The following is a 15126-nucleotide window of genomic DNA, read 5'->3' as shown; positions in this document are numbered from 1 at the left end:
GAGGTAAAATATGATCAATTACAAATTATTTAGTGACTATATTACATTACAAGCTCTTTTAAAAGAGCAAGGAATTATTCAAACAGGTGGTGCAGTTAAAGCATTCTTAGCAGAGCACACTGTTTTGTTTAATGGAGAAGATGAAAAACGTCGAGGTAAAAAAATTCGTCTTGGTGATATTGTCGATCTTCCCCAACAAAACATTAAAATTATCATGGTTGAGCCTAGTCAATCAGAAAAAGAACAATATAAGGCTGAACAAGAAGAAAAAAAGAGGGTTGCAGAATTAGTTAAAAACTTAAATAAAAACCAAACCCAAAAAATAAGCAAGCCAGTTAAAAAAACAAGTCAAAATAAAAAGAAACCTGTCCGTTTCCCAGGTACTTAACATGTGGTTGCAAAACTTAACATTAAAGAATTTTAGGAATTATCAAGATTGTCAGGTTCAATTTTCTCCCCACTTAAACATCTTTCTTGGTCAAAATGCTCAGGGAAAAACTAATTTTTTAGAAGCTATTTATTTTTTAGCTTTAACCCGTAGTCATCGAACGAGATCAGATAAAGATTTGATTTGTTTTAATTGCGATACTATAAAGTTGACGGGAGATTTACAGAAGTTGACATCATCTGTAAATCTTGATATTCAACTTTCTAGTAAGGGACGCACTATCAAAGTCAATCATCTTAAACAGGATAGATTGTCTAGCTATATCGGTACGATGACTATTGTTCTCTTTGCTCCAGAAGATTTACAACTGGTTAAAGGTTCCCCTAGCCTAAGACGTAAATTTTTAGATATCGATTTGGGACAAATTAAACCAATTTATCTGGCAGACTTGGCACAATATAATCATGTGCTTAAACAAAGAAATAGTTACCTTAAAACGACTAAACAAATCGACAGGGATTTTTTAGCAGTTTTGGATGACCAACTAGTTCACTTTGGTAGTCGAGTCATCAAACAAAGACTAGATTTTACCAAACAATTAGAACAAGAAGCTAACAAACATCATACTTTAATTTCAAATGATTTAGAAAGGTTGACTATCAGCTACCAATCAAGTTTCAAATTTGATCATGTCAATCATTTAGAAGATTGTTTTAGACAAGAATTACTTGATTCTAGAGAGAGAGATTTATTCAAAAAAAATACTGGTCTTGGTCCTCATCGTGATGACTTGCAATTTTTTATCAATGACATGCCTGCTAGTTTTGGCAGTCAAGGACAACATAGAAGCTTGATTTTATCCTTAAAAATGGCTGAAATCAATTTAATTAAAAAAGTAACTGGCGATTTTCCTATTTTATTATTAGATGATGTGATGAGTGAATTAGATAATTATCGTCAAACCAAATTATTAGAAGGCATTGATAAGGATGTTCAAACCTTTATTACCACTACTAGCCTAGACCATCTCAACCATTTGCCAGAAGATATGACGATTTTTGATATTCATGCTGGTAATATTCAAAACAAAAGAAGTTGACAACACTGTCAACTTCTTTTAGTATGATTTTACAACACCTAACAAGACTGCACCAATAATAAAGCAACTGATACCGATTAGAACCCATTTCATCTCTTTCTTGGTCTTTTTCTCCCCTAAAACGAGAATACCACCAATAATAGCAATAACTGCACCTAGTTGAGAGAATGAAAAAGCAATCGCTAAACCTGCTTCTGCAGCCGCAAAAAGCATAAAAATATTACCAAAACTCCATAAGATACCTACCAAGGCATTTTTCAAAACTACTGGTTCAAAATTAACTTGAAACTTCATAAACATGGCTGCCCCAAATACCATACCAAAAGACATTGGAAGAATCGCTGAAATCGGATCTAGATTGACAATGTTGTTAAAAAAGACTGTGTAAGAAACATAACCCAGGGTTGAAGTCGTTAGAGCTTGGAAGCCTTTTTTAAAATCACGAGGCTGACTATTATCAAGAACTTCTTTATCTGGATCTTGCTTACTCGAAAAGTAAAAACCAACTAGTAAGAAAATCATAGCAATCATTCCTAAACTGTACTGAATCGGTTTTGTCCATTCTTGAAAAGCAAGAACTCCAATCAAACTACCAACAACTAATTGACTACCACTTGACAAGGGATTAGCAACTGATACGCCCATATATTGCATCGACTTAAATTGTCCATTTTGACCAACTGCCCAAAGAATCCCCCCTATAATACCAAACAACCATGTTGACCAGGTCAAATCTGGTCTAACAACCAAATAAACCGTCGTTGCAAATAGTACTGCTCCCAAGGTTACACCAAAGGTTTGCTGATTTGCATTACCACCTATTTTGTTACTAATAAAACCAAGACTTCCCCACGCTACCATGGGAACTAAAGCATATAAAATTCCTATCATTAATCTTCTCCTTTACAGTATTAAAAGAACTGGGTAAATCAGTTCTTTTCTTATCTCATTGAATAATTTGGTGCTTCATTCGTAATTTGAACATCGTGTGGATGACTTTCAATTAAACCTGCACCACTCATTTCAACAAATTGTGCCTTGTCATGTAATGCTGCTAAATCACCTGCACCAACGTAACCCATCCCTGAACGAATGCCACCTAACATTTGGAAAACAATATCAGCAACAGCACCTTTATAAGCTACACGACCTTCAATTCCCTCTGGAACCAACTTATTAGCTTCATTGACTGCTCCTTGGAAGTAACGATCACTTGACCCTTTTTTCATCGCTGCAATTGAACCCATGCCACGATAGGTTTTGAATTTACGTCCTTGGAAGATTTCTGTTTCACCTGGTGCTTCATCAGTTCCAGCAAACATAGAACCCAACATTACAGCATGACCACCTGCTGCTAAAGCTTTAACAATATCACCTGAGTATTTAATCCCACCATCAGCTATAATGGTTTTACCATACTCACGCGCCACTCCTGCAGCATCATAAATGGCGGTTACTTGCGGTACGCCGACACCTGCAACGACACGAGTGGTACAGATTGAACCCGGACCAATACCTACCTTAACAACATCCACACCTGCCTCATACAAAGCTTTTGTTCCGTCAGCAGTTGCCACATTACCAGCAATCAATGTTTTATCTGGGAAAATTGCACGAATTTCTGCAATCTTACGCAATACTCCTGCTGAGTGACCATGAGCTGTATCTATGACAATAGCGTCCGCACCTGCCTCAAAGAGAGCTTCAGCACGTTCAAAGGTATCCGATGTGACACCCACTGCTCCTGCAACCAATAGACGACCAAATTGATCTTTTGCGGCATGAGGAAATTCAATGACTTTTTCAATATCTTTGATTGTAATCAAACCTGACAGGCAGCCTTCTGCATCAACCAAAGGAAGTTTTTCAATCCGATGTTCTTGCAAGATACGCTCTGCTGTCTCCAAATCAGTCCCAACTGGTGCAGTAACCAAGTTTTGACTAGTCATATGCATGGAAATCGGTTGATTGTAATCCGTGATAAAACGTAAATCACGGTTAGTTAAAATACCTACCAATTTGCGATTTTCCAGTGTCTCAACGACTGGTACACCACTAATCCGGTAACGTCCCATTAGTTCATCAGCTTCTGCAATCGTATGATTTGGTGTTAGGAAAAATGGATCGATAATGACACCATTTTCTGAACGTTTAACCTTACGAACTTCTTCAGCCTGTTCTTGAATTGACATGTTTTTGTGAATAACGCCTAAGCCACCCGCACGGGCAATCGCAATGGCCATTTTACTATCCGTTACGGTATCCATAGCAGCTGTGATAATTGGAATATTCAATACTAAATTATCAGCTAGCTTAGTTTGAAGATTGATTTCATTTGGTAGAACATGACTCTCAGCTGGAATCAATAAGACATCGTCAAATGTAAATCCTTTTTTCAAAAACTTGGTGTCCCAATTTGACATGACAGTAGCTTCCTCTTTTCAAATGTATTTTTATTATTATAGCAAGTTTTGTAGGTTAAGTCATTAGGCAATTAAAAATAATTGATGCCCATAGCAGCCTTAATCTCTGAGAGCGTTTGAGCAGCTTTTTGTCGAGCTACCTGACTGCCTTTTTCTAACATATTGTAAACTTCACCCATATCCTTAGCATACTCTAAACGTCGCTCACGAATAGGGGCTAATTCACGCTCTAAAATTTCTAGTAGGTAACGTTTGGTCTTAACATCACCCAAACCACCACGTTGATAGTGTTCTTTCATTTCAGCTATGGTGTCAGTATCTTCTTTGCGACCAAATACGTCTAAATAATGAAAGACCATGTTGCCTTCAATTTGACCTGGATCTTCCACTCGGATATGATTAGGGTCTGTGTACATGCTCATAACTTTTTTCTGTACTGTATCCATATCATCTGCTAGGAAGATACCATTATTTAGCGATTTAGACATTTTAGCATTGCCATCTAAACCAGGTAAGCGACCTGCTGCTTCATTTTCAGGATAAATGCCTTCAGGCTCAACCAAAATATCTGTCTGATAGGTATGATTAAAACTACGAACAATTTCTCGTGTTTGCTCAATCATCGGTTTTTGATCGGTTCCAACAGGAACAAAATTAGCCTTAAAAGCTGTAATATCAGCTGCTTGAGCAATAGGATAAACCAAAAATCCAGTTGGAATCGACTCACCAAAGCCTTTTTGTGCAATTTCCGTCTTAACTGTCGGGTTTCGCTCTAACCGAGCCAACGACACCAAATTCATATAATACATAGTTAATTCAGCCAATTCTGGAATTTGACTTTGAATAAATATCGTAACTTTTTTGGGATCAAGTCCAATAGCCAAGTAGTCCAAGGCCACTTGACCAATTGACTCACGTACTTTTTGTGGATTTTTAGCATAGTCAGTTAGGGCTTGCTGATCGGCTAAAAAGACAAACATGTCATATTTATCTTGATTCTGTAACAAAACACGATTTTTCAAACTACCTACATAGTGACCAATATGAAGCTGACCAGTCGGTCGATCACCGGTTAAAATAATTGGTTTCATACCAAACTCCCTTATTTTTTATTCCTCATTAGATTATACCACATATCTTGACAGCAGATAGTCGCTTGGGGCATAATAACAAGGGAAAATTAAGCGAGGAGAAAATCATGAAACAAACTCTGAAAAATTTAGTCTTGGTGACTCTTGGTTCATTCATTGCTGCTAGTGGTTTTAATACCATGTTTTTAGACAATCATATCGCTTCTGGGGGCATGATTGGGCTGTCTGTTGTTTTCAAACAACTCTTTGGACTAAGCCCATCATTTGTTCTCATGTTTAGTAACATTCCGCTACTCTTGATGTGCTATTTTTTATTAGGAAAATCCGTCTTTATCAAGACAATTTTCGGATCTTTAATGTATCCTTTTGCTATTCGATTAACGGCTGATTTACCAACGCTCACTAATAATCCTCTGTTAGCAGCCATCTTTGGTGGTGTTGTTGTTGGTTTTGGACTAGGTTTAGTTTTTAGGGGAAATTCATCAACTGGTGGAACAGGAATCATTACTCAAATCTTACATAAATATACGCCACTCTCATTAGGTGCTGCTGTCATTATCATTGATGGCATCAGTGTTTTAATGGGCTTAATTACCTTTTCTCCTGATCAAGTCATGTATTCGACGTTAGCACTAATCGTCATTAGCTACATTATCTCTCAAATGGAAATTGGTTTTAACACATCTAAAACCGTCATGATTATTTCCGAAAACAATACAGCCATCCAAACACATATCACCACGGTTACTGATCGAGGTGTCACCATCATTCCCATTCAAGGGGGCTATTCTACTGTTCAGAAAACCATGCTCATGACCACTATTTCGAGCTATGAATTTCCTGCCTTACAAAAACATATTTTAGCCATTGATGAAACAGCTTTTATTGTTGTCATGCCAGCCAGTCAAGTTTTTGGGCGTGGCTTTAGTATGACCAAGCATTATCTAAGGGAAGAAGATATTCTCCTGCCTATGTAGGTTTACAAACCTGTCAAGTTATCAATTTTTCAACTCTGTCAAAGCCTTTTGACAAGGATATTCGGGCTTGTCCAAGACTTTTTATGGTAAACTAAGCGTAAAAGGACTAAACTAAAGTTAACCAAGGAGATCATTATGGAGTTACAAAAAAGACTGGTTGAATTAAGGAAAGAAAGGGGGCTATCGCAAGAAAACTTGTCTGAAAAACTCTATGTTTCTCGTCAAACCATTTCCAACTGGGAGACAGGCAAGACCTACCCAGACATCAACAGCCTACTCTTAATAGCCACCTATTTTGACATCTCTTTGGATTATTTAGTCAAAGGAGATCTTCCCATTATGAAACAAGTGCTTAAACAAAAACTCTTGAAGAAATGGTTGCTCATTCTAGCCCTATCCTATTTTACCTTTTTTGTCGTCTATCCCACACGTTATTTACTAGACAGTAATCAATTTTCGCTACTCATTACTTTTTTAGGTGGTATTCTCCTATTTTCTTTAGTTCAAGTTTGCTACATTATCAAAAAATATTCTTTGAACACCTATGCAGACCTTGTCAACTTTCTAAATGGTAAGCAGAGAAAAATTCCCAAATGGCAAAGTGAACTAGGTTTTGTACTGCTTTACTGCTGACCAGCTGGTTGATTTTCTTCTTGAGAACTATCTTATCTACTCTCCTTTTTTGGTCATCTTGACACTAAATTGACAAACTTAACAAGTTTGTCAATTTTTTTATTTGAAATAAAACCACTAGCCGCCTTGTTTTTCTTGAAAAATCTAGCTTTTTATCGTAGAATAAAGAAGATTATAAAGAATGAGGTAATCAAATTGCTAACAGTTTCAGACGTGTCACTGCGTTTCAGTGATCGTAAACTTTTTGACGATGTTAATATCAAATTTACAGCTGGTAATACCTATGGCCTAATTGGTGCTAATGGTGCTGGAAAATCAACTTTTCTAAAGATTTTGGCTGGTGATATTGAACCAAGTACAGGTCATATTTCCCTTGGTCCAGATGAGCGTCTTTCTGTCCTTCGTCAGAATCATTTTGACTATGAAGAAGAGCGCGTGATTGATGTGGTTATTATGGGTAACCAAACACTCTACGACATCATGAAAGAAAAAGATGCTATCTACATGAAAGAAGATTTTTCTGATGAAGATGGTGTCCGTGCAGCCGAGTTAGAAGGAGAATTTGCAGAACTTGGCGGTTGGGAAGCCGAAAGTGAAGCTGCACAACTCCTACAAAACCTTAATATTGCTGAAGACTTGCACTATCAAACCATGAGCGAGTTGGCTAATGGAGATAAGGTAAAAGTTCTCTTAGCCAAGGCATTATTTGGTAAACCAGACGTTCTTTTACTTGACGAGCCAACCAACGGTTTAGATATTCAATCAATTAACTGGTTGGAAGATTTCCTAATTGACTTTGAAAATACGGTTATCGTTGTTTCCCATGACCGTCACTTCCTAAACAAAGTTTGTACGCACATGGCTGACCTTGATTTCGGTAAAATCAAACTCTTTGTTGGTAACTATGATTTTTGGAAAGAATCATCTGAACTGGCTGCTCGCTTACAAGCTGACCGCAATGCTAAAGCTGAAGAAAAAATCAAGGAATTACAAGAATTCGTTGCTCGTTTCTCTGCCAACGCTTCTAAATCAAAACAAGCAACTTCTCGTAAAAAAATGCTTGATAAAATTGAACTTGAAGAAATTGTTCCGTCAAGTCGCAAGTATCCATTTATCAACTTCAAAGCTGAGCGTGAGATTGGTAATGACCTTTTGACCGTTGAAGATTTGAAAGTGACCATTGACGGTGAAGTTATCTTAGACAATATCAGCTTTATCCTACGTCCAGGTGACAAGACTGCCTTGATTGGGCAAAATGATATTCAAACAACAGCCCTAATTCGTGCCCTAATGGGTGATATTGACTATGAAGGAACCATTAAATGGGGTGTGACAACTAGCCGTAGTTATCTACCAAAAGATAATTCTCGTGATTTTGCCAGTGGTGAAACCATTCTTGAATGGCTGCGTCAGTTCGCTAGCAAAGAAGAAGACGATAATACCTTCCTTCGTGGCTTCTTAGGTCGTATGCTCTTCTCTGGCGATGATGTTAATAAATCCGTTAATGTCCTGTCAGGAGGAGAAAAAGTCCGTGTGATGTTATCTAAACTCATGCTCCTTAAATCAAATGTCCTAGTACTTGATGACCCGACTAATCACTTGGACCTTGAATCTATCTCAAGTCTTAACGATGGACTTAAAGATTTCAAAGAAAGTATCATTTTTGCCAGTCATGACCATGAATTTATTCAAACCCTCGCTAATCACATTATTGTGATTTCAAAAAATGGGGTCATTGACCGAATTGATGAAACTTACGATGAATTTCTTGAAAACAAAGAAGTCCAAGAAAAAGTCCAAGAACTTTGGAAATAAGAGAGTTGGCTACCCAACTCTTTTTCTTAATCACACTTTTTCATTATTAAAAAGGAAAATCTATGTTTAATATTCACAAAAAAAGAGAAAAAACAAACTACCTTTTCTATCTATCTGCTTTTTTACTACCACTTATCATTATCTTTATTAGTTTACTTAGTCAAGGTATCTCTTGGGGTGCTGATCGCACTATCTTAGCCAGTGACGGTTTTCATCAATATGTTGTCTTTGCTGAGATGCTAAAAAATATCCTTCATGGACAAGACAGTCTATTTTATACCTTCACCAGTGGCTTAGGACTAAACTTCTATGCACTTATTAGCTATTACCTAGGAAGTTTTCTCTCACCTATTTTTTATTTCTTTAATAATACTAATATGCCTGATGCCATCTACCTTGTAACCTTGGTTAAATTTGGCTTAATTGGACTGTCTAGTGCTTATAGTTTGAGAAAACTTTACAATAATGTCAAGTTGCCTCTAATCCTTGTCTTATCTGTTTCTTACAGTCTGATGAGTTTTGCTACTAGCCAATTAGAAATTAACATGTGGCTCGATGTCTTTATCCTAGTCCCTCTGATTATCCTAGGTTTACACCAATTACTCAATCAATCAGGCTATCTTCTTTACTATCTCACATTGACAACTCTTTTTATCCAAAATTATTATTTTGGATTTATGACAGCTATCTTCCTAACCCTATACTTCTTAGTTCAGCAAACCAAAACTTCTGGATGGAAAAAGATTTTACAAAACTGTAAATCATTTACCATCGTGTCAATCTTAGCTGGTCTATCTAGCTCAATCATGCTTTTGCCAACCTATCTTGACCTTAAAGCTCATGGTGAAAAGTTTACTGAAATCACTAAACTCTTTACAGAAGGTGCTTGGTATCTTGATTTATTTGCAAAAAACTTCATTGGAGCCTATGATACGACGAAGTTTGGTGCCATTCCTATGATTTATGTTGGTTTACTACCACTTATTCTAGCCTTGACCTACTTTACAATCTCGTCAATCAAATGGCAAATCAGACTAGCTTATGCCCTACTCTTTCTCTTTTTAATTGTGAGTTTCTACTTCCAACCACTTGATTTAATATGGCAAGGGATGCATGCTCCGAATATGTTTTTGCACCGTTATGCTTGGCTATTATCTTTCTTAATTATTCTGCTAGCAGGAGAGAGTCTAAATCACCTATCAGAATTAAATTGGAAACAGTTTTTACCAGCCTTAATTTTTCTTAGTCTAGGCTTTATCGCAACAACTTTCTTTACGAAAAGATATGATTTTCTAGAATTTAACCAGTTCATCTTAACCGCTATTTTTATGCTTGCTTATGCCACTATTTTGATTTCTCACGCTCAAAAGCAAATTAGTTTTTTAGTGTTTACAATATTTACGCTAATCTTTACCATTGGCGAAACAAGTATCAACACCTACTACCAAGTTAGTGGTCTAAGAGAAGAATGGGTCTTCCCAACCAAAGAATCCTATGCTAAAAATCTTAAAGAAATTAACAAGATTGTCAAATATGCTAAAGACAATTCAAATACTTTTTTCCGTATGGAACGTCTCTATCCTCAGACTGGTAACGATAGTATGAAATTTAATTATTATGGCCTATCACAATTTTCATCAATTCGTAATCGATCATCTAGTAGTTTATTAGATAGACTAGGTTTCAAATCTACAGGAACCAACTTAAATTTACGTTATCAAAACAATACAATTATCATGGATAGCTTGCTTGGCATTAAATATAATTTTAGTCAAAAGATGCCAAATAAATTTGGTTTTGAACAAGTTTTTGAAGATACAGGTATGAAACTCTATCAGAATCAATATGCTAGCCAACTTGGTCTGCTAACTAACGGAGTTTACAAGGATATTGACATTACTGTAAATACACTTGACAATCAATCTAAATTACTCAATCAAATTTCAGGTCTTTCTCTTAATTACTTTACCAAACTAAATACCAATATGGAAGCTGGGGCGACTATTCTTGATAAACAAGTCACCGTAAAACCTAATACTGAAGGAACTACTAGTGTTAGCTATACTGTCCAAGTACCAGCTAACCGTCAAGTTTATGTTAGTGTTCCTAATTTAACATTCAATAATAAAGACACCAAAAATTTCCAGATAAATATTGATGGAACTGATTATAACTATACCATATCAAATGTTTACAGCTTATTTAATCTGGGAGCATATTTAGAAGCAGGAACACATCGTATTACTTTTAAGTTTGGAAAAGAACAAGAAGTCAACTTTACTGCACCTAATTTTTATGCGATTAACTTGACCAACTACCAAGAAGCGATGAACACCATCAATCAGCGAACGATTCAAGTTAGCACAACACAAAATCAAGTCACTGCTTTTTACTCAACAGACAAGAAAAGTTCAATTCTCTTTACCATCCCTTACGATAAGGGATGGACAGCTAAGCAAAATGGTCATCAACTACCGATTAGACGAGCACAAAATGGTTTCATGGTTGTTGATGTTCCGGCAGGAAGTGGTAATGTTACCCTTAGCTTCATTCCACAAGGATTTATCTTAGGAATTGGGTTATCCTTAATCGGCATTTTGGGAATGACTAGTTATTATATTTATCAACGTCAATCAAAAAAATAAGAAAAACTTCTGAGATTCACTCAGAAGTTTTTTAATGATTAAAACAAAAACAACTGCTTAGCAGTTGTTAGAATAGTCCGTACGGGATTCGAACCCGTGTTACCGCCGTGAAAAGGCGGTGTCTTAACCCCTTGACCAACGGACCATTTTGTAATGACTTATTACTCTTATTATTATAGCAGAAAAATTTGGTTTGTCTAGTCTTTTTTCAAAAAAAAATAAGATTTTTTGTCAAATAATCAAAATCAGATTAAAGATTGACAAATTAACTAATATTTTGATAAAATAAAATGTATTAAGGTTCCATAGCTCAGCTGGATAGAGCATTCGCCTTCTAAGCGAACGGTCGCAGGTTCAAATCCTGCTGGAATCATATCAAAACAGTCTAGCTTAGCTAGACTGTTTTTCTTTCCATAATTGATAATTGATATAAAACATAGGCAACAACAAGAAAATAAGGGCAGATTCTCCAAATTGAGCAGATAAACTGGTCGATAATAAAACCCCTAAACCAAAACTAATAATGGTAATAAAGATATAGCAACCTTGTTTAAATAACATCATGTCTTTTTCCATCCACCCCTTGATAACTAAATAAGCTGAATTCTTAACATTACCTGTCATCATCACATTAGCATAGGGAGCCCCTCTAAGATGTCTGAACGTTTCAATTTGCACTGAAGCTGCTAAGGACAAAATTGCAATAGTTAAAGAGTGCCCTATGATAGGATTTAAAATAATGGCAAAGAATACTAAGCCTGTCATGATTAAACTACCAGATAAATGCCAAGGTAGCTTTCTTTTGACACAATAGGATCGTGCTAAATAAGTCAAGGCTTGACCTAGCATAAAGAAAACAATTGGCACTAGAAAAAGAAGTGAAGTTGCAAAAGCGCCTTTAGCTAGATGGTAAGCTAAAAAAACCACGTTACCTGATTGGATACCTGCAAATCGACCTCCTTGAGTAACCAAGGTAAAGGCATTCATATAGCCACTGATAAAGGTTAAACAACTAGCAAAACGTAAACCTTCAAAAATACGATAATGTTTTTTTGACATTTTTTCTTCCTTGTTTCACGTGAAACTACTTATGATAGGGACTTCCTTGTTGAATCATAAAAGCGCGATAAACTTGTTCTAACAAAACCAAACGCATCAGTTGGTGAGGTAAGGTAAATTGACCAAAGCTCATCAAAAAATTAGCCCGTGATTTAACTTGCTGTGCTAAACCTAGACTCCCACCAATGACAAAAGTGATGTCTGAAAAACCTTTAAGCGTCGTATCAGCCAAAAACTTACTGAAATTTTCAGAGGATAATTGCTGACCTTCAATAGCTAGAGCAATGACAAATTCACGTTCAGAAATTTTACTTAGAATTCGCTCGGCCTCTTTCGCCATAATTTGTTGATTTTCAGCTAGGCTTGCCTTATCAGGTGTTTTTTCATCAGCTAATTCAATCAAATCTAGCTTAGTAAATCGTCCCAACCGTTTGGTATATTCTGCAATACCGTCTTTAAGGTATTTTTCTTTAAGTTTTCCTACTGAAATAATTTTGACTTTCATAAATCTAGTATAGCACAAGTCTATTTTTTCAACAAACTTATCCACAATTTAAAACTTAAAATTGATTGAGTAAAACCTAGTTAATAGCAAAGAAGTTAACTGATTTCAAAACTTATCCACAACTTGTGTATAAGTTCTTGTTGATAATTAAGTTAAACTTAAGTTAAATTTGCTATAATAAGGATAAAAATAAAAGGAGAATACTGTGGAAACTAATAAAACATCTATCTTCAAAAAATTGATTAAAACTGGTTTTATTCTTCTAGTCGGATTTGTTGGTGGTTGGATGGCCATGCTAATGATGAACCAAAATAATCTAACAACTACTAGTCAGGTTAAAACTAGCCAAGTGACTTATCAAAACGAAACCTCAACCAGTAAGGCAGTTAAAGTCGTTCAAGATGCCGTTGTTTCTGTCATCAACTATCAGAAAAACTCAGCTGGTTCTAGTCTAGCTAGTCTATTTGGTGGCATAGAAGCTACTGATGAGCGTCTTGATGATGAATCTGATTTACAAGTCTATGGGGAAGGTTCTGGCGTTATTTATAAAAAAGATGGTAAATATGCCTATCTCGTAACCAATAATCACGTCATCAACGGGGCTGAAAAAATTGAAATTCTCTTAGCCGATGGCACAAAGGTTGCTGGTAAGTTAATCGGTTCAGATACTTATTCTGATTTAGCTGTTGTTCGTATTTCTTCTGAAAAGGTTAAAAATGTCGCAGAATTTGCTGATTCATCTGCTTTAACAGTAGGAGAAACAGCTATCGCTATTGGTAGTCCTCTGGGGAGTGAATATGCCAATTCTGTCACTCAAGGAATTGTTTCTAGTCTTAGTCGAACTGTCACTTCTACGGATGAAAATGGTCAAACCATTTCAACCAATGCCATTCAAACTGATGCTGCCATTAACCCTGGAAACTCTGGTGGAGCTCTAGTCAATATTCAAGGTCAAGTTATCGGTATTAACTCAAGTAAAATTGCCACTAGCAGATTAAATGCTAACTTATCTGTAGAAGGCATGGGCTTTGCTATCCCATCGAATGATGTCGTTGAAATTATTAAACAATTAGAAGATAATGGCTCAGTTAATCGTCCTGCTCTTGGTATTTCAATGGTTAATCTTAATCAACTTTCTACCACTGCTATTAGTCAGCTAAAAATTCCTAACGAGGTCACTTCTGGTATTGTTGTTGCAGCTGTTCAAACAGATATGCCATCTAATGGAAAATTAGAAAAATATGACGTGATTACAGAAATTGATGGACAAGAAGTCAATGATACAAGTGACTTACAAAGTTTACTTTACAAGCATAAAATAGGTGATGACATGACGATTAGTTTCTATAGAGGAACGAAAAAGATGACAGAAACGATTAAATTAACGAAAAGTACACAAGATTTATCACGTCAATAAAATTGACAGAAGAATTGACAATAAGAACTCATACCTTTACAATAGTGTAAAGGTATTTTTATTGACAAGGAAGTTGACATGACTGAACAATTCACCAAAATTAAACTAACTGATATCACACCAAATCCTTATCAGCCAAGGCTACATTTTAACCCTGAAGAATTAAAAGAATTAAGTGTTTCAATCAAGGAACATGGTCTCATCCAACCAATCATCGTTAGAAAATCTGATATTTTTGGCTATGAACTTATTGCTGGGGAACGTCGATTTAGGGCAGCAAAATTAGCTGGATTGATAGAGATACCAGCTCTAATTAAAGAAATTTCTAATCAAGAAAGCATGACCCAAGCAATTATCGAAAATTTACAACGTTCCAATCTTAATCCAATAGAAGAAGCTAAGGCCTATCAACAAATTTTATCTCAAAATCAGATGACCCAAGAAGAATTAGCTCAAAATATTGGTAAATCACGTCCCTATATTTCTAATAGTATCCGTCTTTTGCAACTAACAAAACCTTTACAAGAAGCTCTTGAATTTGAGCAACTTTCTGCAGGTCACGCGCGTTTACTCGTTGGTCTAGCTGCAGAAGAACAAGAGATGTATTTAGAGCAAATCAAAGCTCAAAATCTCAGTGTTCGACAATTAGAACAGTTATTACAAGGCAAAACTAAGACAAAAAAAACTCAGAAAAAAGTAAAAGACTTATTTCTGAATGATTACGAACTTGAAATCAGTCGCTCCCTTGGTTTACCTGTTAAAATTTTAATCGAAGGAAAAAAAGATACAGGTCACATTACTTTAAGTTTCTCATCAGAGGAAGAATTTCAAAAACTTATCAACAAGCTAAAATAAATTGTTAATTTAAACATTTTATAAAACAGACTTTTCAACAACTTATCCTCCTGATTTTTCCTTTTATAACAAGCTAAAAGGGTTTTTCCACAACTTGTGGAAAAACCCTTTTGAACAATGTTAACTTTTATTCACAGCTTGTGGAAAACTTTTTTATTTTGTTGGCAAATTAGTCTGCTTATGATAGAATAAGAATACCAATTAAACTAGAAAGGAGCT

Annotated in this window: 13 protein-coding genes and 2 tRNA genes; 9 read left to right on the top strand and 6 right to left on the bottom strand. The window is 35.8% G+C overall.

Translation table 11 applies throughout. From position 1 onward, the window contains the following. Positions 1–13 precede the first annotated feature (13 nt). Complete coding sequence (yaaA, locus tag FRX51_RS04350; protein WP_146496397.1) at positions 14–388, top strand: S4 domain-containing protein YaaA; 375 nt, start codon at positions 14–16, stop codon at positions 386–388. A 1-nt stretch (position 389) separates the two neighbouring features. Beyond that, positions 390–1487: a DNA replication/repair protein RecF gene (gene recF / locus FRX51_RS04345; protein ID WP_146496172.1), complete on the top strand. Its 1098-nt coding sequence runs from the start codon at positions 390–392 to the stop codon at positions 1485–1487. An 18-nt stretch (positions 1488–1505) separates the two neighbouring features. Here recF and FRX51_RS04340 read toward each other — a convergent pair whose 3' ends face one another. The 3 genes from FRX51_RS04340 to trpS all read right to left on the bottom strand — a co-directional run bounded on the left by FRX51_RS04340 (position 1506) and on the right by trpS (position 5001). Continuing rightward, entirely contained in the window at positions 1506–2378 is an 873-nt protein-coding gene (locus FRX51_RS04340) for a GRP family sugar transporter (protein ID WP_146496170.1), read from the bottom strand. 50 nt (positions 2379–2428) lie between these two features. Then, the gene (gene guaB, locus FRX51_RS04335) at positions 2429–3910 is read right to left on the bottom strand and encodes an IMP dehydrogenase (RefSeq protein ID WP_146496168.1); all 1482 of its coding nucleotides are present in this window, start codon (positions 3908–3910) and stop codon (positions 2429–2431) included. A 71-nt stretch (positions 3911–3981) separates the two neighbouring features. After that, positions 3982–5001, bottom strand: coding sequence for a tryptophan--tRNA ligase (gene trpS, locus FRX51_RS04330; protein ID WP_146496166.1), 1020 nt, complete (start codon positions 4999–5001; stop codon positions 3982–3984). Between the two features lie 107 nt (positions 5002–5108). Here trpS and FRX51_RS04325 point away from each other — a divergent pair, with 107 nt between their 5' ends. The 4 genes from FRX51_RS04325 (at position 5109) to FRX51_RS04310 (ending at position 11071) form a co-directional block, all read left to right on the top strand. Further along, positions 5109–5978, top strand: a complete 870-nt coding sequence (locus FRX51_RS04325) for a YitT family protein (RefSeq protein WP_146496164.1) — start codon at positions 5109–5111, stop codon at positions 5976–5978. Between the two features lie 135 nt (positions 5979–6113). Then, positions 6114–6611: a helix-turn-helix transcriptional regulator gene (locus FRX51_RS04320; RefSeq protein WP_315897491.1), complete on the top strand. Its 498-nt coding sequence runs from the start codon at positions 6114–6116 to the stop codon at positions 6609–6611. A 195-nt stretch (positions 6612–6806) separates the two neighbouring features. Next, complete coding sequence (locus FRX51_RS04315; protein WP_146496162.1) at positions 6807–8426, top strand: ATP-binding cassette domain-containing protein; 1620 nt, start codon at positions 6807–6809, stop codon at positions 8424–8426. A gap of 62 nt (positions 8427–8488) precedes the next feature. After that, a complete protein-coding gene (locus FRX51_RS04310; RefSeq protein ID WP_146496160.1) occupies positions 8489–11071 on the top strand; it encodes a YfhO family protein in 2583 nt (860 codons plus the stop codon). 73 nt (positions 11072–11144) lie between these two features. Here the strand turns inward: FRX51_RS04310 and FRX51_RS04305 are convergent. Next, positions 11145–11216, bottom strand: a tRNA-Glu gene (locus FRX51_RS04305). A gap of 154 nt (positions 11217–11370) precedes the next feature. Here FRX51_RS04305 and FRX51_RS04300 point away from each other — a divergent pair. Then, positions 11371–11444, top strand: a tRNA-Arg gene (locus FRX51_RS04300). A gap of 17 nt (positions 11445–11461) precedes the next feature. Here FRX51_RS04300 and FRX51_RS04295 read toward each other — a convergent pair. Together FRX51_RS04295 and rlmH are read right to left on the bottom strand one after the other, a co-directional pair. Continuing rightward, entirely contained in the window at positions 11462–12130 is a 669-nt protein-coding gene (locus FRX51_RS04295) for a YoaK family protein (RefSeq protein ID WP_146496158.1), read from the bottom strand. 25 nt (positions 12131–12155) lie between these two features. Then, complete coding sequence (gene rlmH, locus FRX51_RS04290; protein WP_146496155.1) at positions 12156–12635, bottom strand: 23S rRNA (pseudouridine(1915)-N(3))-methyltransferase RlmH; 480 nt, start codon at positions 12633–12635, stop codon at positions 12156–12158. A 205-nt stretch (positions 12636–12840) separates the two neighbouring features. Between rlmH and FRX51_RS04285 the strand changes: the two genes are divergently transcribed. Beyond that, entirely contained in the window at positions 12841–14052 is a 1212-nt protein-coding gene (locus FRX51_RS04285; protein WP_261379798.1) for a S1C family serine protease, read from the top strand. Between the two features lie 78 nt (positions 14053–14130). After that, entirely contained in the window at positions 14131–14907 is a 777-nt protein-coding gene (locus tag FRX51_RS04280) for a ParB/RepB/Spo0J family partition protein (protein ID WP_146496153.1), read from the top strand. The last annotated feature ends 219 nt before the right edge of the window (positions 14908–15126 follow it).

This window comes from Streptococcus sp. sy010 (genome assembly GCF_007859175.1).
Lineage (GTDB): Bacteria > Bacillota > Bacilli > Lactobacillales > Streptococcaceae > Streptococcus.
This window is presented reverse-complemented; position numbering and strand designations above follow the sequence as displayed.

Coding starts and splice junctions, on each gene's coding strand:
- FRX51_RS04295 (WP_146496158.1), bottom strand. CDS start 12,130: ATGTCAAAAAAACATTATCGTATTTTTGAAGGTTTACGTTTTGCTAGT.
- recF (WP_146496172.1), top strand. CDS start 390: ATGTGGTTGCAAAACTTAACATTAAAGAATTTTAGGAATTATCAAGAT.
- FRX51_RS04280 (WP_146496153.1), top strand. CDS start 14,131: ATGACTGAACAATTCACCAAAATTAAACTAACTGATATCACACCAAAT.
- FRX51_RS04310 (WP_146496160.1), top strand. CDS start 8,489: ATGTTTAATATTCACAAAAAAAGAGAAAAAACAAACTACCTTTTCTAT.
- guaB (WP_146496168.1), bottom strand. CDS start 3,910: ATGTCAAATTGGGACACCAAGTTTTTGAAAAAAGGATTTACATTTGAC.
- FRX51_RS04325 (WP_146496164.1), top strand. CDS start 5,109: ATGAAACAAACTCTGAAAAATTTAGTCTTGGTGACTCTTGGTTCATTC.
- FRX51_RS04340 (WP_146496170.1), bottom strand. CDS start 2,378: ATGATAGGAATTTTATATGCTTTAGTTCCCATGGTAGCGTGGGGAAGT.
- FRX51_RS04320 (WP_315897491.1), top strand. CDS start 6,114: ATGGAGTTACAAAAAAGACTGGTTGAATTAAGGAAAGAAAGGGGGCTA.
- trpS (WP_146496166.1), bottom strand. CDS start 5,001: ATGAAACCAATTATTTTAACCGGTGATCGACCGACTGGTCAGCTTCAT.
- rlmH (WP_146496155.1), bottom strand. CDS start 12,635: ATGAAAGTCAAAATTATTTCAGTAGGAAAACTTAAAGAAAAATACCTT.